An 18399-nucleotide genomic window follows, 5' to 3' on the forward strand; every position below is an offset into this window, starting at 1 on the left:
GCAGGCAATCACGCCCGCGGGAACAAAACTATGGCCCGCGACCCGGTGCAGCGCCAGCGACGTTTGTCTTGTGAATCGGCGGCCATCAGGGCCGCCGATGGACACGTCAGTTCGCCGGAAGCTGAGGCGGCGCGGCCAGCTGGATTTCCTGGATGGTCTCGATCTGCTCGTGGGCGACGTGGACGCCGGTGAGCTCGCCGATCAGTCGCCAATGCTCGTCGAGCCCGGCGCTGATGGTCGCCATGCGGTCGATCATCTGTCGGCTGGCGGCCTTGACCACGTCGTCATCGCTGCGCAGCAGTTCGAAGGACATCGAGGTCATCGACGCGGTGAGGTGGGTCAATGAGCGTGCCGTGTGGCCCAGCAGTTCCATTAACAGTTTTTCTTTCGATTCCATGCGGAGGCTTCCTGCGTCGCTCGTGATTTATTTATAACCCAGCACTTTGCTTTAGCAAATGTTTCAACCTGCGCATCCGACCAAGCGAAACCGCCGGCTCACCGGTCGCAAACCGACCAGAGCTGTGCCATCCCCGCCGCGCCTGATTGCCAAGCCCGGTGGGGCCAGTGTACAAATGCCTCGTTGCCCTCTCGAAAACTGACCGGAAATCACAGTGTTCGCACTGTTTGCACCCCGGCGCATTTCTGCAAAAACCGTAGCCTATTGGAAAAACGCGACATTTAGTGTCAATATCGCGCCTCCCCCTATTTCGTCGCCCCGTGCGGCTTACGCCGCAGGTCTCGCCCGTTGTTCCGATAAACAAGGCTTTGAGCATCTGCGGTTTGTAGCAAAAAGGTAGTCAATGATGAGCGCAAGGCACTTTCTCTCCCTGATGGATTGCACGCCCGAAGAGCTGGTCAGCGTGATCCGTCGAGGCGTTGAGCTCAAGGACCTGCGTAACCGCGGCGTACTGTTCGAGCCTCTGAAAAACCGCGTCCTGGGGATGATCTTCGAGAAATCCTCGACCCGCACCCGGATCTCTTTCGAGGCCGGCATGATCCAGCTCGGCGGCCAGGCGATCTTTCTGTCGCCGCGCGACACCCAGCTGGGCCGTGGCGAGCCGATCGGCGATTGCGCCATCGTCATGTCGAGCATGCTCGACGCGGTGATGATCCGGACCTTTGCCCACAGCACCCTGACCGAATTCGCTGCCAACTCCCGCGTGCCGGTGATCAACGGCCTGTCCGATGACCTGCACCCGTGCCAGTTGCTGGCCGACATGCAAACCTTTCTCGAGCACCGCGGCTCGATCCAGGGCAAGACCGTGGCCTGGATCGGCGACGGCAACAACATGTGCAACAGCTATATAGAAGCGGCCATCCAGTTCGACTTCCAGCTGCGCGTGGCCTGCCCGGAAGGCTACGAGCCGAATCCTGAATTCGTGGCCAAGGCCGGTGACCGCGTGACCATCGTCCGCGACCCGCAAGAGGCCGTGCGCGGCGCGCATCTGGTAAGTACCGACGTCTGGACCTCCATGGGTCAGGAAGAGGAAACCGCCCAGCGCCTCAAACTGTTCGCGCCATACCAGGTCACCCGTGCCCTGCTCGACCTGGCGGCCGAGGACGTGTTATTCCTGCACTGCCTTCCCGCTCACCGCGGTGAAGAAATCAGTCTCGACCTGCTTGATGACCCGCGCTCCGTCGCCTGGGATCAGGCAGAAAACCGTCTCCACGCACAGAAGGCCCTGCTCGAGTTCCTCGTCGAACCGGCATATCACCACGCATGAGTCATGAATTACTGCTGAACCTGCGCAACCTCGCTTGCGGCTATCAAGATCAACGTGTGGTGCAGAACCTCAATCTGCACCTCAACGCCGGCGACATCGGCTGCCTGCTCGGCTCGTCCGGTTGCGGCAAGACCACCACCCTGCGCGCGATTGCCGGTTTCGAACCGGTGCACGAAGGGGAAATCTCTCTCGGCGGTGAAGTGATCTCCAGCGCCGGTTTCACCCTCGCCCCGGAAAAACGCCGGATCGGCATGGTGTTCCAGGACTACGCGCTGTTCCCGCACCTGAGTGTCGCGGACAACATCGCCTTCGGCATCCGCAAGCACCCGAACAAGGAGCGTGTCACCGAAGAGCTGCTGGAACTGGTCAATCTGAAGAACCTCGGCAAACGCTTCCCTCACGAGTTGTCCGGCGGCCAGCAACAACGTGTCGCCCTCGCCCGCGCTTTGGCGCCGGAGCCACAACTGCTGTTGCTCGACGAGCCATTCTCCAACCTCGATGGCGAGTTGCGTCGCAAGCTGAGCCATGAAGTGCGCGACATCCTCAAGGCCCGCGGCACCAGCGCGATTCTGGTGACGCACGACCAGGAAGAAGCCTTCGCCGTCAGCGATCACGTCGGCGTGTTCAAGGAAGGCCGGCTGGAGCAGTGGGACACGCCCTACAACCTCTATCACGAACCGGCGACGCCGTTTGTGGCCAGCTTCATCGGTCAGGGCTACTTCATTCGCGGCCAGCTCGGCAGCCCGGAATCGGTGCAGACCGAACTCGGCGAACTGCGCGGCAATCGCGCCTACACCTGGCCGGTCGGTGGGGCGGTGGATGTGCTGCTGCGTCCGGATGACATCGTTTACGCGCCGGACAGTGGCTTGAAAGCGCGGATCGTCGGCAAGACGTTCCTCGGCGCTTCGACCCTGTATCGCCTGCAACTGCCGACCGGCGCACAGCTGGAGTCGATCTTCCCGAGCCATGCCGACCATCAGGTTGGTGCGGATGTCGGGATTCGGGTGGCGGCGGAACATCTGGTGCTGTTCCAGGCGTCGGGCAGCACGGCCGCTCAAATTCCGGCGACAGAGAACGGCGTCCGCCGTTACAGCGCCGCACGCTGATCTGCACGCAAACAATGAGGGAGCCTGATGGCTCCCTGGTTTTTTGGCTTCAGCCCAGCATCAATGTGCCGCTGGCCACCAGCGTCGCATTCCCGCCGATCTTCACTCGCTCGCCTTCCAGCCGACAAAACAACTCGCCGCCCCGCGCCGAACGCTGGCACGCGGTCAGGCTGGATTTGCCCAGACGTTTCGACCAGTAGGGGATCAGACTGCAATGGGTCGAACCGGTCACCGGGTCTTCATTGATGCCGATGGCCGGGGCGAAATAGCGTGAGACGAAGTCATGCTGATTGCCCGGGGCGGTGACGATGGCGCCCAACCACGGCAATTTGGCGAGGGCGACCATGTCCGGCTGGCAATCAAGCACCGCCTGCTCGGACTCCAACACCACAAACAGCTCGTTGGAACTCAGAACATCCACTGCCTGGACATTCAGCGCCCGCTCGATCTCCACGGTGACGCCTTTCTCCACCGCTTCGATGGCCGGAAAATCCAGCCATAGCGTGCCGCCTTCGCGACTGACGCTCAATGGCCCGGACTTGCAGGTGAAGTCCAGACGCTCGGCCGTTTCCTTATAAATCTCGAACAGCACATAGGCGCTGGCCAGGGTCGCATGACCACACAACGGCACCTCGGTGGTCGGTGTGAACCAGCGGATATGCCACGCCTGTGCTTCGCGCACCAGAAACGCGGTCTCCGCCAGATTGTGCTCGGCGGCGATCTTTTGCATCAGTTCGTCCGCGAGCCACGCGTCGAGCCGATAGACCATTGCCGGATTGCCGCTGAACGGCCGGTCACTGAACGCATCGACCTGATGAAACTCGAGCTGCATAACCTTCTCCCTGTGTCAGTCGAACGAGCATGCAGCGCCGGCCGGATCAGCGCCAGTGACAGTGCCGGCCAATTTTCTTCATACAGACGTCAAGGGCGACCGATGTCGGCAAATTTCGCCTGGGTGTGTGCTGCCAATACTGCCGGCGCCAGCTCTACTTCCAGCCCGCGCCGACCGGCGCTGACGTAGATGGTCGCAAAAGGCTGGGCCGAGTTATCGATGAAAGTACGCAGGCGTTTTTTCTGCCCCAGCGGACTGATGCCGCCCAACAAGTAACCGGTGGAACGTTGCGCGGCAGCCGGGTCGGCCATCTCGACTTTTTTCACTCCGGCGGCGTGGGCAAGCCCCTTGAGGTCGAGACTTCCGACGACCGGTACCACGGCCACCAGCAACTCACCCTTCTCACTGGCCGCCAGCAGCGTCTTGAACACCTGCGCCGGATCGAGCCCCAGCTTTTCCGCGGCCTCCAGGCCATACGACGCGGCCTTCGGGTCATGTTCGTAACTGTGCACGCGATGTTCGGCACGAACTTTTTTCAACAAGTCCAACGCAGGGGTCATGGCAGCTCCGGGCTCGGCAGTGGCAAAAAATCCTGCGGCGAATTTTAGGCCATCGTTGTGCAAAAGGCTCTACCACGCGCCACGTTTCCCGGAGTTTGCAGGCTGATAACAGCCGCGCAGACCGGGTGACCTGCAGGATCATTCACATGACTGATAGTTTATTTGTGACTGATGGTTCACTTTCGACCTTTGACAGGTTTGTTTCTTGTCTATATTTTTTCGAATCTGAATAATGCAAGAATTATCGTCATCGCAGCACCCAGCAGTAAACCGGGAACAGGATGGGGATCCTGCCTCGGCGAAAATCGCGCCTTGCCCTTTCGGCAACGCGCCAGACAACAACAAAAACCGAGGTTTTCAATGACAACTGCGTTACAGCAACCTTCGCTCTCGAGCCAGTGTCTGGCCGAGTTTCTAGGCACTGCACTCCTGATCTTTTTCGGTACGGGTTGTGTCGCCGCGCTCAAGGTCGCAGGCGCCAGCTTCGGTCTGTGGGAAATCAGCATCATCTGGGGCGTCGGCGTCAGCATGGCGATCTACCTCACCGCCGGCGTTTCCGGCGCGCACCTGAACCCTGCCGTCAGTATTGCCCTGAGCATTTTTGCCGACTTCGAAAAGCGCAAACTGCCGTTCTACATTCTGGCCCAGGTCGCCGGCGCCTTTTGCGGTGCGCTGCTGGTTTATACGCTGTACAGCAACCTGTTCTTCGATTTCGAACAAACTCACCATATGGTTCGCGGCACTGAAGCCAGCCTCGAACTGGCGTCGGTGTTCTCCACCTTCCCGAACCCGGCGCTGTCGACTGCACAGGCGTTTCTGGTCGAGGTGATCATCACCGCGATCCTGATGGGCGTGATCATGTCCCTGACCGACGACAACAACGGCCTGCCGAAAGGCCCGCTGGCGCCGCTGCTGATCGGTCTGCTGATTGCCGTGATCGGCAGCTCGATGGGCCCGCTGACCGGTTTCGCGATGAATCCGGCCCGGGACTTCGGTCCTAAACTGATGACTTTCTTCGCCGGCTGGGGTGAAATTTCCTTCACTGGCGCACGTGAAATCCCGTACTTCCTGATTCCGATTTTTGCACCGATTGTCGGTGCCTGCCTCGGCGCTGCCGGGTATCGCGGGCTGATTGCCCGTCACCTGACCGGCGCCACACCTGCTACAAAGGATGCAGAACCGGCCATTGACGGCAAACCAAGAACTTCTTGAAACAGTCGGCGCGGGCTCCTGCCCTTATAGAGCCCGCGCCACGGCCCACTCTCCCTTATTTCGTCCAAGGCAATCGACATGACCGACATTCAGAACAAGAACTACATCATTGCCCTCGATCAGGGTACGACCAGCTCCCGCGCGATCATTTTCGACCGCGACGCGAACGTGGTCTGCACCGCACAACGCGAATTCGCCCAGCATTACCCGCAAGCCGGCTGGGTCGAACACGACCCGATGGAAATCTTCGCCACCCAGAGCGCGGTGATGGTCGAAGCCCTGGCCCAGGCCGGTCTGCACCATGACCAGGTCGCCGCCATCGGCATCACCAACCAGCGTGAAACCACCGTGGTCTGGGACAAGACCACCGGCCGCCCGGTGTACAACGCGATCGTCTGGCAATGCCGCCGCAGCACCGAGATCTGCCAGCAGCTCAAGCGCGACGGTCATGAAGATTACATCCGCGACACCACTGGCCTGGTCACCGACCCGTACTTCTCCGGCACCAAGCTGAAGTGGATCCTCGACAACGTCGAAGGCAGCCGCGAGCGCGCGCGCAACGGCGAATTGCTGTTCGGCACTGTCGACAGCTGGCTGATCTGGAAATTTACCGGCGGCAAGGTCCACGTCACCGACTACACCAACGCCTCGCGCACCATGCTCTTCAACATCCACACGCTGGAGTGGGACGCGAAGATGCTGGAAATCCTCGACATCCCGCGCGAGATGCTGCCGGAAGTCAAAGCGTCGTCGGAAATCTACGGCCGCACCAAAAGCGGCATCGCCATCGGCGGTATCGCCGGCGACCAGCAGGCTGCGCTGTTCGGCCAGATGTGCGTCGAGCCGGGCCAGGCGAAAAACACCTACGGCACCGGTTGCTTCCTGCTGATGAATACCGGCGACAAAGCCGTGAAATCCCGGCACGGCATGCTCACCACCATCGCTTGCGGCCCGCGCGGCGAAGTGGCTTACGCCCTGGAAGGCGCGGTGTTCAACGGCGGTTCGACCGTACAGTGGCTGCGCGATGAACTGAAAATCGTCAACGACGCCCTCGACACCGAATACTTCGCCAATAAAGTGAAGGACAGCAACGGCGTCTATCTGGTGCCGGCCTTCACCGGCCTCGGCGCTCCCTACTGGGATCCGTATGCCCGTGGCGCCCTGTTCGGCCTGACCCGTGGCGTACGTGTGGATCACATCATCCGCGCCGCACTGGAGTCGATCGCCTACCAGACTCGCGACGTTCTCGACGCCATGCAACAGGACTCCGGCGAACGCCTCAAGGCCCTGCGCGTGGATGGCGGTGCAGTGGCGAACAACTTCCTCATGCAGTTCCAGGCCGACATCCTCGGCACTCAGGTCGAGCGTCCGAAAATGCGCGAAACCACGGCGCTGGGCGCAGCTTATCTGGCCGGTCTGGCGTGCGGTTTCTGGGGCAGCCTGGAAGAACTGCGCGGCAAGGCAGTGATCGAGCGCGAGTTCGAACCAAGCCTGGACGAAGCGGCAAAAGAGAAGCTCTACAAAGGCTGGAAAAAAGCCGTCAGCCGTACCCGCGACTGGGAACGTGAGGACGCTGAATAAGCCAGTCTGAGGACTGGTAACGGCATGTAACTGGTCGGGAGCGGATTCCTGCGGCATCATGGGCAAATTTTGCACGGCAGCCCAAAGGAAGCCCCATGAATCTGCCTCCCCGTCAGCAGCAAATCCTCGAACTGGTCCGCGAACGCGGCTATGTGAGCATCGAGGAAATGGCCACGCTGTTCGTTGTTACCCCGCAAACCATCCGCCGCGATATCAATCAACTGGCGGAAGCCAATCTGCTGCGCCGCTACCATGGCGGCGCCGCCTATGATTCCAGCGTCGAAAACACCGCCTATGCGATGCGCGCCGATCAGATGCGCGATGAAAAGCAACGCATCGGTGAAGCCATCGCCGCGCAAATTCCCGATCACGCCTCGCTGTTCATCAACATCGGCACCACCACCGAATCCATCGCCCGCGCCCTGCTCAACCACAGTCATCTGAAAATCATCACCAACAACCTGCACGTCGCTTCGATGCTCAGCGCCAAGGATGATTTCGATGTGCTGCTGACTGGCGGCAATGTCCGTCGCGATGGCGGCGTGGTCGGTCAGGCGAGTGTGGATTTCATCAATCAGTTCAAGGTCGACTTCGCGCTGGTGGGCATCAGCGGTATCGATGAGGACGGCAGCCTGCTCGACTTCGATTACCAGGAAGTGCGGGTGTCCCAGGCGATCATCGCCAATGCCCGACAGGTGATCCTGGCGGCGGACTCCAGCAAGTTCGGCCGTAACGCGATGATCCGCCTCGGCCCGATCAGCCTGATCGATTGCCTGGTCACCGATCAGCAACCGGTGCCGGCCCTGGCGCAACTGCTGAGTCAGCACAAGATTCGTCTGGAAGTCGTTTAACCCCCCTTTGTTTCTCGTCCCACGCTCTGCGTGGGAATGCAGCCCGGGACGCTCCGCGTCCCATTCAGAAGATGACGCAGAGCGTCAATGCATGCATTCCCACGCGGACGGTTCGACGCCTCGACATGGGAACGATCACTCCTGCTCCGGCGCCTTATGCGCATCTAATGTTCGAAAATTTTCTTTTAACCGTCCTTCGATGAGTTTTTTCAATCGAAGTCGACTGGCTGCGCGCGTCTTTATGGGCTACCATTTTCGCAAATGAACATTTATGTTCGATTTCCAAGACAGAAAATCAAAAGAGCCCGAGGCCAGCCGATGTCCACCTCTACCTTGCGTACGCCCCCCATCTCCGAGATCTACGACCTCGCCGTCATCGGCGGCGGGATCAATGGCGTGGGGATCGCAGCGGATGCCGCCGGTCGCGGTCTTTCGGTGTTCCTTTGCGAAAAGGACGATCTGGCCAGCCACACCTCGTCGGCCAGCAGCAAGCTGATCCACGGTGGACTGCGCTATCTCGAACATTATGAATTCCGTCTGGTGCGCGAAGCCCTGGCCGAACGCGAAGTGCTGCTGGCCAAGGCCCCGCACATCGTCAAGCCAATGCGTTTCGTCCTGCCGCACCGCCCGCATCTGCGTCCGGCGTGGATGATCCGTGCAGGTCTGTTCCTGTATGACCACCTCGGCAAGCGCGAAAAACTCGCAGGCTCCAAAAGCCTGAAGTTCGGTGCCGACAGCGCGCTGAAAAGCGAAATCAGCAAAGGCTTCGAATACTCCGACTGCTGGGTCGACGACGCCCGCCTCGTGGTTCTGAACGCCATGGCCGCCCGTGAAAAAGGTGCGCACATTCACACCCAGACCCGTTGCGTCAGCGCTCGTCGCGCCAAGGGCCTGTGGCACCTGAACCTGGAACGCGCCGACGGCAGCCTGTTTTCGATCACTGCCAGAGCGCTGGTGAACGCCGCCGGTCCATGGGTCGCCAAGTTCATCCGTGACGACCTGAAGATGGAATCGCCGTACGGCATTCGTCTGATCCAGGGCAGCCACATCATCGTGCCGAAGCTGTACGAAGGCGATCACGCGCACATCCTGCAAAACGAAGATCAGCGCATCGTTTTCACCATTCCGTACCTGAACAACCTGACCCTGATCGGCACCACCGACCGCGAGTACACCGGGGATCCGGCAAAAGTGGCAATCACCGACGGCGAAACCGATTACCTGCTCAAAGTGGTCAACGCCCACTTCAAGAAGCAGATCAGCCGTGACGACATCCTGCACACCTACTCGGGCGTGCGTCCGTTGTGCAACGACGAATCCGACAACCCGTCCGCCGTGACCCGCGACTACACCCTCGCGCTGTCCGGCAGCACCGAAGAAGCGCCGCTGCTGTCGGTGTTTGGCGGCAAGCTGACCACCTATCGCAAACTCGCCGAGTCGGCGATGGCGCAGTTGATGCCGTACTTCACCCAGATGCGCCCGAGCTGGACGGCCACCGCCACCCTGCCGGGTGGTGAAGACATGACCACGCCACAGGCCCTGAGCGCGCTGATCCGCGACAGGTTCGACTGGGTTCCGACCGAAATCGCCCGCCGCTGGGCCACCACTTACGGCAGCCGTACCTGGCGCATGCTCGAAGGCGTGGACAGCCTGACCGACATGGGCGAACACATCGGCGGCGGTCTCTACACCCGTGAAGTCGATTACCTGTGCGCCGAAGAGTGGGCCACCACCGCTCACGACATCCTTTGGCGCCGCAGCAAGCTGGGCCTGTTCACCACCCCGGCCGAACAGGAAAAACTGGCGGCCTACCTGAACCAGGTCGAGCAGAACCGCAACAAGATCGAAGCAGCCTGATCTTCAAGCCGCTCAAACGAAAGCCCCTGAATCGCGAGATTCAGGGGCTTTTGCGTTACTGCGCCAGATGCAGCAGGAGGAAATCGATGAACGCCCGGGATTTGTGCGGCAGATGCGCGGTGTTGGGGAAGACGACGTTGATCGACTGCGATGGCAACGCATAGGCCGGCAACAGGCGAATCAGTCGTCCGCTGGCGATATCATCCTCGACCACCCAGCCCGGCAGCACCGAGACACCGAGCGACGACAAGGTCATCGAACGAATCGCCGTCGAGGAATTGGATTCGAAATGGCTGATGCCATTGACCTCCACCGTCCGCCCCTGATCATCGCGCAAAACCCATTGCGTAGGCGCCTGCAGATTGCTGTTGGCAATCCATGGCACACCGTTCAGATCCTGCGGCAATGCCACCGGATGACGTTCGAGAAATGCCGGAGTCGCCACCAGCACGATCTGATAATCCGCCAGCTTGCGACTCTTGAATGCCGAATCCGCCAGATTGCCAAGACGCACTACCAGATCCAGTTTTTCCGCCACCAGATCATTCAACGACGAGTTGAAGTTGTAGCTCAGGCGGATTTCCGGATAACGCTCGTTGAACAATGGAATCAACGGAAGAATGAACTTCTCGCCGTACTCGCTGGTTGAACTAATTCGTAACTTTCCGGAAACCCGGTTATTACCCTTGAGCACATTATCAAAGGCATTATCGATATCCGCGACAATGCCCTTGAACTCCTCATAGAAGTCCTGACCTATTTCAGTCAGCGATATGTTTCGGGTATTGCGGATCAGCAGTGTCGCCGAAAGAACTTCTTCCAGCGCCTTGACATGCAGGCTGGCCATGGCTTTGCTGATACTCAGATAGTTCGCGGCCTTGGTGTAAGAGCCAAAGTCGACCACGGCGAGAAATGTCTGAACCCGATTCAGATGAGCATGCATGGCGGTAGCGTTCACTGTTTAATTCCTTCAAACATTGTTTCAAGGATAGTCGTATCGACACTCCAAGTCCATCGCCCCTATGCTTTGCGACAAAGAGGAAACAACAATGAACTATCGCTACAAGATCGCGCTGATCTTTCTGATCGGCTTTTTTATTGACTGCATAAACATATTCATGTCTGCCGTGGCATTGCCAAGTATCTCGGCAACATTGCAAGTAAGCAGTTCTTCGGTGGCCTGGGTGGCCAATGCCTACATTCTCGGTCTGACGCTGATCATTCCTGTCAGCACCTGGCTGGCCGGGCGCTTCGGCAGCCGCGAGATTCTCACCGCCTCGATGCTGGTGTTTACCGGGGCCGTGTGGATGTGCGGCCTGGCCGACAGCTTCCATGAGCTGGTGATCTGGCGATTCGTCCAGGGCATCGGCGGCGGTTTGCTGATTCCGGTGGGCCAGGCGTTGACCTTCAACCTGTTCCAGGGTGAGCAACGGGCGAAAATCTCCACGCTGGTGATGGCCGTGGCCCTGATCGCCCCGGCGATTTCGCCGACCGTCGGTGGCATCATCGTCGACAACAGTTCGTGGCGCTGGGTGTTTTACAGCAACATTCCGTTTTCGCTGATTGCCGCAGGACTATCGTGGTTCTGGATCCGCGAAGCCCGCCCCACCAGCCTGCCACGCCCGGACGTCCTCGGTCTGCTATTGGTCAGCGCCGCCCTGGGCAGCCTGCTGATGGGCATGTCGCTGTACGGCGGCGACTATCCTGCCATCGAAGCCATCGCCTGTGTCGCGGCAGGCCTGATGTTCGTGGCGCTGTACCTGCTGCACTACCGTCGCAAAGGCGACGCGATCATTGACCTGAGTCTGCTCAAGAGCAAAAAACTCAGCACCTCGATCTTCATCTATTACGCGATTCCCGGCGTGTTCACCGGGGTCAACCTGATGAGCATCTTCTTTCTACAGAACACCCTGCACTTCAGCGCACGCCTGACCGGCATGTTCATGATCCTCTACGCCATCGGCGCATTCATCGCGATGCTGATCTGCGGCCGGGTCTACAACAGAATCGGCGCCCGACGCCTGTTCATCCTCGGCATGCTGCTGCACAGCGCCGGCATCGCCACCCTGATGCTGGTGGATGCACCGACCGATATCGGGGTGATCGTGATCGCCTACAGCCTGATGGGCATCGGCGGCGGAATCGGCGCCAACACCGCGCAAACCACCTCGCTAATGGACTTCAAGGGCGGCGAGACCCACAAGGCCAGCGTGATCTGGAACATCAACCGACAGATGTCGTTCAGCGTCGGCGCGGCCCTGTTTCTGATGATCTACAACCTGCTGCTCAAACAATTCGACTCGACCCCGGCCTATCACGCCACGTTCGCGATTGCCGCGCTGGTCGGACTGTTCCCGCTGTTTCAAATGAGTCAACTGAACCCTCCAAAGGAATGCCATGAACAACAACCCGGTTGAACAAGCACGCCACAGCATCCACCACGTGCATGAGCTGATTCATCGTGTTTTCACCAATGCCGACGGTGCCGGCGAATCCGCCATCGCGCCGCTGATGGATGTCTTCAGCGAAGACTTCAGCATGGTCACCACCTCGGCCGCCGTCGTCGGCCGAGCGCAGGTCGAGCAACTGTTCAAAGGTGCGGTCGGTGCCCGACCCGGCCTTGAGATCGACATCAGCGACCTGCACACGATCTGGCACGAAGGCCCGACCGTCGCCCTGCGCTACAAGGAAACCCATCGCCAGAACCAGCGCGAGAGCTCGCGCATTTCCGTGGCGATCCTGCGCGTGCATCAGCACAGCACCCGCTGGCTGTACCTGCACGAAACGCCGCTGCCCCAGGAAAACCCGGCATGAATTACACCGTTACCCATTGCCGGATGCTGTCGGCATCGATCAAGGAAATCACCGTCAGCGGCGCACCCGCCGCCACGGAGTCGGCCCACGCCGGGGCGCACTTCAAATGGCTGATAGCGCCTTCGGGCGAATGGCGCCATTACTCAACCGTAGAGCTGGGCGACAGCGCCGAAGGCCAATTCACCTTCGCCATCCGTCTCAGTGACGAATCCGCCAGCAGCCACTACCTGCGCTCATTGGTGGCCGGTGATCGGGTGCAGCTCGAAGGCCCGTTCAACACCTTCAACTACCCGCTCGACACCCGGACCGGCCGCGACATCGCCATCGCAGGCGGCATCGGCATCACTCCGTTGACCGGCATCCTGCGCCATCTGACAGCGCTGAAGCGTTCGGCACACCTGCATTACTTTGCCCGCAGCGCTGACGATGCTGCCTATGCCGAAGAGCTGCGCGCACTGCTGCAGGAACGGATGAGCCTGCACCTGTCCGGTCAACGCCCGGCGATTCATCAGGTGCTTGCCGACCTTAGTCCCGCAGACCGGCTCTACGTCTGCGGCCCGACAGCGATGCTCAACGACATCCTGAGCCATGCCAAATCCGCCGGACTGGCCCGTGATCGCATCCATCTGGAGGTGTTCAACGTCGCCAGGGACGAAGGTGCCCAGGGCTTCACGGTCGAGGCGGCGGATTCCGGCGTGAGCATCGAGGTCGGCCCCGACCAGAGCTTGCTCGAAGCCCTGGAAGCCGCCGGCCTCGACCCGATCTCCGACTGTCGTCGCGGCGAGTGCGGTGTCTGCGCGCTGGACGTGCTGGAAGGCGACGTCGAGCACCGGGATTTCATCATGAGCGAACAAGAAGCGGCCTGCAGCGCACGGATCTACCCTTGCGTTTCCCGGGCGAAAAGCCAGCGCCTGAAGCTGGCGATCTGAAGAGGACTCCCCCGTTGGACAACTATTTCAATGGCAGAGAAGTGCACAAATCTCTGTTCCTTGATCAACAACTGTTCGAACAGGAGCAGCAGCGTGTCTTTGCCGCCAGCTGGTGCTATCTGGGCCACGACAGCCTGATCCCCGAGACCGGCGACTATTTCACCGCGACCCTCGCCGGCCGACCGCTGGCAATGGTGCGTCAGAAGAACGGTGACATCGTGGTGCTGCACAACCGCTGCCCGCACAAAGGTGTGAAAGTGCTGGCCGAAGCGCGTGGCAATGTGGGTCGCTTCATGCGTTGCCCCTATCACGCCTGGACGTTCAAGACCGACGGCGAGCTGCTGAGCATCCCGGTGAAAAAGGAATACGACGACTGCGACCTGAGCAGTTGCTCGGCCCACAAGGGTATGCAACCCGTCGCGGCGGTGCACAACTATCGCGGCTTCGTGTTCGTGCGCCTGAGTGAAACCGGTATGGGTTTCGACGAGTTTTTCGGCGAGTCGCTGTCGACACTGGACAACATGGTCATGCGTTCTCCGCAAGGTCAGCTGCGTGTGGTCGGTCAACCGCTGCTGCACAGGCATCGCTGCAACTGGAAGATGGTGGTCGACAACCAGACCGACACCTGCCACCCGATGATTGCCCACGAATCCTCGGCGGGCGAAGCCATCCGCCTGTGGAAGGAAACCGACGACCAGAGCCGGCCTGCACCGATGGCCGTGGAGTTGTTCTCGCCGTTCATGGGCTCGTACGAATTCTTCGCCGGCATGGGCATCCGCGTCTGGCCTAACGGCCACGGACACACCGGGGTCAGCAACTCGATCCACAAGGCCTACACGAGCATTCCCGGTTATTGGGAACTGATGGTGGAAAGCTACGGCGAAGACCAGGCCCGGGCCATTCTCGACGACACCCGTCACAACACCGTGTATTTCCCCAACCTGATGGTCAAGGGCCCGATCCAGACCCTGCGGGTGATCCGCCCGGTGAGTGCACAGGAAACCATCGTCGAATCGTGGATCTTCGAACTGCAAGGCGCTCCGGTGCAGTTGCTGGAGCGGACCGTGCAGTACAACAACCTGATCAACTCGCCGTGCTCGATGGTCGCCCATGACGACGTGGAGATGTACGAGCGGGCCACGGAAGGTCTGCACAGCGACGCCAACGAATGGGTCAACGTCGCCCGCCTGTTCGAACCGGGCGAAACCCACGACCAGACGCGCGTGGTGTCCGGCACCAGTGAACTGGCGATGCGCAACTTCTACGACACCTGGCAAAACCTGATGCGGAACGACCATGCACCACGATCAAACTGAACGGGCCATCGAGCGTTTGCTCGAGACCGAAATGCACCTGCTCGACCAACAGGATTTTGAAGCCTGGCAACAATTGCTGAGCGACGACTACACCTACTGGATTCCGATGACCCGCGAACAGCGCAGCCCGCTGCACGAATCCTCGCTGGTGTATGAAGACCGCTTCCTGACCACCCTGCGCATCAACCGTCTGGCCAATGCCCGCAACTTTTCCCAGCAGCCGAAAAGCCGCTGCCTGCACATTGCCCAGCGACCACGGATCACGATTGAAGAGCCAACGTACAGCGCCGTCGCCAGCAGCAACCTGCTGTATTGCGAAGCCCGTGGCGACCGCGAATGGCATTACCCGGCCACCGTCGAACATCGTCTGATCAACCTCGACGGCGAGTGGAAAATCCAGGGCAAGAAAATTCTCTTGCTCAATCCCGACCGCGCGCTCGAAAGCCTGCAGCTCATCATCTGACCGACCGAGAATTACCCCTGTGAACTCCATGAACAATCCTGCCAGCCAGGCTACCGCGTGCCTGTCTTTCCCCTATGTCGACCTGCTTTACGATTACGGTCAGTTCCTGCGCAACGCCGACCAGGCCATCGGCAGCCTGCCGGCGCACACTGCGCAAAAACACATCGGCATCGTCGGCGCCGGTCTGACCGGACTGGTGGCGGCCTATGAACTGTTGCGTGCCGGTGCCCGTCGCGTGACGCTGTTCGAGGCCGAAGAAAGCCATATTGGCGGTCGCTTGCTGACCCAGTGCTTTGATGCAGAACAACCGCAGTTCATCGCGGAAATGGGCGCCATGCGCTTTCCGCCGAGCGAGGTCGGACTGTTCCACTACCTCGACAAATTCGGCATCCAGACCACCGAAGCCTTTCCCGATCCGGGGGTGGTCGATACCGAACTGCATTACCGTGGCGAGACCCACCACTGGCCCGCGATGCAACCGCCGCCGGCGTTGTTCAGTACCGTGCACCAGGGCTGGAATGCCTTTCTGCGCGAAGGCGCCGAGCTGGACGACGGCACCTGCCTTGCCCCGCCGCTGCTGCTGACCGACTTGCTCAAGCAACACAACTTCAGTGAAGTTCAGCCGGAGTGGCAACGCTATCTGGATTGCTTCGGCGACAGCTCGTTCTACTCGGCCATGGTGCGCATCTTCACCAGCCATAAACCGCCGGGCGGCAAGGTCTGGCGCAAACCGGAAGACTTCCACCTGTTCGGCTCGCTGGGCATCGGTTCCGGGGGTTTCCAGTCAGTCTATCGCGCCTCGTTCACCGAAATCCTGCGGCTGGTGGTCAATGCGCTGGAGGTCAATCAGCGACTGGTGCCGAACGGTATTTCTTCGCTGGCAGAACTGATCGCCGACACCCGCTTCAACGGCATGCAACTGCGCGACATGATTTGCCGCACGCGCATCGAATCGATCAACAAGGGCGCCGACGGGCAAATCCTGCTGGCCGGCAGCAACGGCGAAACCTATGCCTGCGACCGGGTGATCACCACCACTACGACCCGCGCCTTGCAGGTCAATCTCAAGCTGACGCAGAACCAGGCATTCGTGAACCGTGACGTGGCCCGTGCGATCAACGAAACCCACATGGTCGGCTCGTCCAAGCTGTTCATCCTGACCAAAGACAAGTTCTGGCTCAAACACGGCCTGGCGCAGAACATCCAGACCGACACCCTGGTCAAGGGCGTGTACTGCCTGGATTACGCCCCGCAGGATCCAGACTCCTGGGGCGTGGTGCTGATCAGTTACACCTGGGAAGACGACTCGCACAAGATGGTCTCCATGACCGACAAAGTGCAGCGCTGCCTGCGGCTGGTGGATGAGCTGGCGATGAGCGCGCCGGAATTCGCCCGCCACCTGGTTCCGCTCGACGGCGATTATCAGCGCTACGTGCTCGAATACGACTGGCTGACCGACAAGCACGCCCTCGGCGCCTTCAAACTGAACTTCCCCGGCGATGACATCTATTCCGAGCGGCTGTTCTATCAGTTCCGCACCGCCCTCGACCCGCGCCAGGACACCGGTCTTTATCTGGCGGGCTGCGGCGCATCGTTCACCGGCGGCTGGGCCGAAGGCTCGATCCAGACGGCCCTGAACGCAGCGTGTTCGGTCATCAGCAGCCTGGGTGGCGACCTGATCGACGGCAATCCGCTCGACGGTCTGGTCCCGCAATACCGCTACTGCTGATGGCGCCCTCCTCTTTTCGCCGAGACCTTCCATGTACAGTCAGTTTTCCATCGAACAGCTCGTCAACGGATTGCGCCGTGGCGAGCTCTGCCTCGACACCTGGCAGCAAGCCCTGCGCGAGCGCCACAAAAAAGCGCAGCATCTGAACAGTTTCATCACCCTCGATCCGACGGCGCTGGGCTACGCCCCGGATGCCGATCGCCTGGCGCCGCTGTACGGGCTGCCGGTGTCCTTCAAGGACAACATCAATGTGCGCGGCATGCCGACCACCGCCGGCACGCCCGGCCTGGCCGATTACCGGCCGCAGAACGATGCCGGCATCGTGGCGCGCTTCAAGCAATTGGGCGCGCGCGTGGTGGGCAAGAACAACATGCACGAACTGTCGTTCGGCGTGACCTCGGCCAACCACAGCCACGGCAGGGTCATCAACCCGGCGAACGAACGTCACAGCGCCGGGGGCAGCAGCGGTGGCTGTGCCGCCGCCGTCGCCGCCGGGCTGGTGCCGTGCGCGGTGGGCACCGACACCGGCGGTTCGGTGCGCATTCCGGCGGCCTTCTGTGGGATCGTCGGCCTGCGCCCGACCACCGGCGAGTATCCGGCCGACGGCATTGTCCCGGTCTCGCAGACCAAGGACACCCCGGGCCTGCTGACACGCACGGTGGAAGACTGTCGGTTCGTCCACGGCCACCTCAGCGGCCAGCACATCGCGCCGCTGCCCGAGGATCATCCGCTGCGCATCGGCCTGCCCGAACGCTTTCTCTGGGCCGATCTGGACGACAACGTCAGCCGTGACTGCCGCGTCGCCATCGATGCACTCGCCAGCAACGGTGTGGAGATCGTACCGATCGACGACGCGGTGATCGGTGAGATCAACGAATACATCCAGTTCCCGCTGCCGATCTATGAATTCTTCATTGATTTCCCACGCTTCCTGATGAAAGAAGGCCGTGGCGGGGATTTTCTCGACGTCCTGGCGCAAATCGCAGACCCCGGCATCAAGAAAATCCTCACCACACAACTGGAAAGCCCGGCAATTTCCTACACCGACTATGTGCAGGCATTGATGAGCAAAGTCCGGCTGGAGCAGGAGTACCGGCAACTGTTCGAGCATCACCAACTGGACTTGATGGCCTACCCGACGGTCAGTTGCAGCGCGCCACTGCTGACTGATTGCGCGGATGAAAGCCATTTCGAGCGGTTCGTGCGCAATACCGACCCGGCCAGCAACCTGGCAGCGCCGAGCATCACCGTGCCGGTAGCGGCCACGGGTGCTCTGCCGGTGGGCCTGTCGTTCGATGCACTGCCGGGACAGGACCGTTTCCTGTTGCAGGCCGTGAGCCGGCTGTCAGCACTGTTGAACATCCGATGAGCGCCGCTCGCTCCGAGAGGGGCGAGCTGGATCGAATCCTTCATAACAATATCTAT

17 protein-coding genes are annotated in these 18399 nt (G+C 60.6%); 13 read left to right on the plus strand and 4 right to left on the minus strand.

The genetic code is table 11. The annotated features are described in order from the left end of the window. Positions 1-106: 106 nt before the first annotated feature. Complete coding sequence (locus CAF73_RS01475; RefSeq protein ID WP_007953190.1) at positions 107-397, minus strand: hypothetical protein; 291 nt, start codon at positions 395-397, stop codon at positions 107-109. 406 nt (positions 398-803) lie between these two features. Between CAF73_RS01475 and argF the strand changes: the two genes are divergently transcribed. After that, positions 804-1724, plus strand: coding sequence for an ornithine carbamoyltransferase (gene argF / locus CAF73_RS01480; protein ID WP_085699684.1), 921 nt, complete (start codon positions 804-806; stop codon positions 1722-1724). Further along, on the plus strand, positions 1721-2830 hold the full coding sequence (locus tag CAF73_RS01485; protein WP_085699686.1) for an ABC transporter ATP-binding protein: 1110 nt from the start codon (positions 1721-1723) through the stop codon (positions 2828-2830). The genes argF and CAF73_RS01485 overlap by 4 nt, the downstream gene beginning before the upstream one ends. 49 nt (positions 2831-2879) lie before the next feature. On the opposite strand, the gene CAF73_RS01490 is transcribed toward CAF73_RS01485, so the two are convergent. Next, entirely contained in the window at positions 2880-3662 is a 783-nt protein-coding gene (locus CAF73_RS01490) for a PhzF family phenazine biosynthesis protein (protein WP_085699688.1), read from the minus strand. A gap of 89 nt (positions 3663-3751) precedes the next feature. Further along, complete coding sequence (gene ybaK / locus CAF73_RS01495; protein WP_085699690.1) at positions 3752-4222, minus strand: Cys-tRNA(Pro) deacylase; 471 nt, start codon at positions 4220-4222, stop codon at positions 3752-3754. A gap of 360 nt (positions 4223-4582) precedes the next feature. Here ybaK and CAF73_RS01500 point away from each other — a divergent pair, with 360 nt between their 5' ends. The 4 genes from CAF73_RS01500 to glpD all read left to right on the plus strand — a co-directional run bounded on the left by CAF73_RS01500 (position 4583) and on the right by glpD (position 9723). After that, a complete protein-coding gene (locus CAF73_RS01500; protein WP_007953183.1) occupies positions 4583-5434 on the plus strand; it encodes an MIP/aquaporin family protein in 852 nt (283 codons plus the stop codon). Positions 5435-5512: 78 nt separating this feature from the next. Continuing rightward, on the plus strand, positions 5513-7015 hold the full coding sequence (gene glpK / locus CAF73_RS01505; protein WP_085699692.1) for a glycerol kinase GlpK: 1503 nt from the start codon (positions 5513-5515) through the stop codon (positions 7013-7015). 95 nt (positions 7016-7110) lie between these two features. After that, complete coding sequence (locus tag CAF73_RS01510) at positions 7111-7866, plus strand: DeoR/GlpR family transcriptional regulator (RefSeq protein ID WP_007953179.1); 756 nt, start codon at positions 7111-7113, stop codon at positions 7864-7866. A 318-nt stretch (positions 7867-8184) separates the two neighbouring features. After that, the gene (glpD, locus tag CAF73_RS01515) at positions 8185-9723 is read left to right on the plus strand and encodes a glycerol-3-phosphate dehydrogenase (RefSeq protein WP_085701713.1); all 1539 of its coding nucleotides are present in this window, start codon (positions 8185-8187) and stop codon (positions 9721-9723) included. A 55-nt stretch (positions 9724-9778) separates the two neighbouring features. Here glpD and CAF73_RS01520 read toward each other — a convergent pair whose 3' ends face one another. Next, entirely contained in the window at positions 9779-10666 is an 888-nt protein-coding gene (locus CAF73_RS01520; RefSeq protein ID WP_085701837.1) for a LysR family transcriptional regulator, read from the minus strand. 106 nt (positions 10667-10772) lie between these two features. Here CAF73_RS01520 and CAF73_RS01525 point away from each other — a divergent pair, with 106 nt between their 5' ends. From CAF73_RS01525 to CAF73_RS01555, 7 genes are read left to right on the plus strand one after another with little or no spacing between them, the layout of a single operon-like run. Beyond that, positions 10773-12140 carry an MFS transporter gene (locus CAF73_RS01525; RefSeq protein WP_085701714.1) on the plus strand — a complete coding sequence of 456 codons (1368 nt, stop codon included), beginning with the start codon at positions 10773-10775 and terminating at the stop codon, positions 12138-12140. After that, positions 12121-12537 carry a DUF4440 domain-containing protein gene (locus CAF73_RS01530; protein ID WP_085701715.1) on the plus strand — a complete coding sequence of 139 codons (417 nt, stop codon included), beginning with the start codon at positions 12121-12123 and terminating at the stop codon, positions 12535-12537. Before CAF73_RS01525 ends, CAF73_RS01530 begins: the two co-directional genes overlap by 20 nt. Continuing rightward, on the plus strand, positions 12534-13466 hold the full coding sequence (locus CAF73_RS01535) for a PDR/VanB family oxidoreductase (RefSeq protein ID WP_085701716.1): 933 nt from the start codon (positions 12534-12536) through the stop codon (positions 13464-13466). The genes CAF73_RS01530 and CAF73_RS01535 overlap by 4 nt, the downstream gene beginning before the upstream one ends. A gap of 41 nt (positions 13467-13507) precedes the next feature. Then, complete coding sequence (locus CAF73_RS01540; RefSeq protein ID WP_256574577.1) at positions 13508-14782, plus strand: aromatic ring-hydroxylating dioxygenase subunit alpha; 1275 nt, start codon at positions 13508-13510, stop codon at positions 14780-14782. After that, entirely contained in the window at positions 14763-15245 is a 483-nt protein-coding gene (locus CAF73_RS01545) for an aromatic-ring-hydroxylating dioxygenase subunit beta (RefSeq protein ID WP_085699704.1), read from the plus strand. Before CAF73_RS01540 ends, CAF73_RS01545 begins: the two co-directional genes overlap by 20 nt. 28 nt (positions 15246-15273) lie before the next feature. Continuing rightward, positions 15274-16974, plus strand: a complete 1701-nt coding sequence (locus tag CAF73_RS01550) for an NAD(P)/FAD-dependent oxidoreductase (protein ID WP_139834794.1) — start codon at positions 15274-15276, stop codon at positions 16972-16974. A 31-nt stretch (positions 16975-17005) separates the two neighbouring features. Then, a complete protein-coding gene (locus CAF73_RS01555; protein ID WP_085701719.1) occupies positions 17006-18343 on the plus strand; it encodes an amidase family protein in 1338 nt (445 codons plus the stop codon). Positions 18344-18399: the final 56 nt, after the last annotated feature.

Source organism: Pseudomonas sp. B15(2017) (genome assembly GCF_002113215.1).
Classification (GTDB): domain Bacteria; phylum Pseudomonadota; class Gammaproteobacteria; order Pseudomonadales; family Pseudomonadaceae; genus Aquipseudomonas.

Excerpts from the sequence above, each read along its gene's own strand:
- CAF73_RS01475 (WP_007953190.1), bottom strand. The coding sequence starts at position 397 with ATGGAATCGAAAGAAAAACTGTTAATGGAACTGCTGGGCCACACGGCA.
- CAF73_RS01530 (WP_085701715.1), top strand. The coding sequence starts at position 12,121 with ATGAACAACAACCCGGTTGAACAAGCACGCCACAGCATCCACCACGTG.
- CAF73_RS01555 (WP_085701719.1), top strand. The coding sequence starts at position 17,006 with ATGTACAGTCAGTTTTCCATCGAACAGCTCGTCAACGGATTGCGCCGT.
- CAF73_RS01490 (WP_085699688.1), bottom strand. The coding sequence starts at position 3,662 with ATGCAGCTCGAGTTTCATCAGGTCGATGCGTTCAGTGACCGGCCGTTC.
- CAF73_RS01485 (WP_085699686.1), top strand. The coding sequence starts at position 1,721 with ATGAGTCATGAATTACTGCTGAACCTGCGCAACCTCGCTTGCGGCTAT.
- ybaK (WP_085699690.1), bottom strand. The coding sequence starts at position 4,222 with ATGACCCCTGCGTTGGACTTGTTGAAAAAAGTTCGTGCCGAACATCGC.
- CAF73_RS01520 (WP_085701837.1), bottom strand. The coding sequence starts at position 10,666 with ATGCATGCTCATCTGAATCGGGTTCAGACATTTCTCGCCGTGGTCGAC.
- argF (WP_085699684.1), top strand. The coding sequence starts at position 804 with ATGAGCGCAAGGCACTTTCTCTCCCTGATGGATTGCACGCCCGAAGAG.
- CAF73_RS01535 (WP_085701716.1), top strand. The coding sequence starts at position 12,534 with ATGAATTACACCGTTACCCATTGCCGGATGCTGTCGGCATCGATCAAG.
- CAF73_RS01525 (WP_085701714.1), top strand. The coding sequence starts at position 10,773 with ATGAACTATCGCTACAAGATCGCGCTGATCTTTCTGATCGGCTTTTTT.
- glpK (WP_085699692.1), top strand. The coding sequence starts at position 5,513 with ATGACCGACATTCAGAACAAGAACTACATCATTGCCCTCGATCAGGGT.
- CAF73_RS01545 (WP_085699704.1), top strand. The coding sequence starts at position 14,763 with ATGCACCACGATCAAACTGAACGGGCCATCGAGCGTTTGCTCGAGACC.
- CAF73_RS01550 (WP_139834794.1), top strand. The coding sequence starts at position 15,274 with ATGAACAATCCTGCCAGCCAGGCTACCGCGTGCCTGTCTTTCCCCTAT.
- CAF73_RS01510 (WP_007953179.1), top strand. The coding sequence starts at position 7,111 with ATGAATCTGCCTCCCCGTCAGCAGCAAATCCTCGAACTGGTCCGCGAA.
- CAF73_RS01500 (WP_007953183.1), top strand. The coding sequence starts at position 4,583 with ATGACAACTGCGTTACAGCAACCTTCGCTCTCGAGCCAGTGTCTGGCC.
- glpD (WP_085701713.1), top strand. The coding sequence starts at position 8,185 with ATGTCCACCTCTACCTTGCGTACGCCCCCCATCTCCGAGATCTACGAC.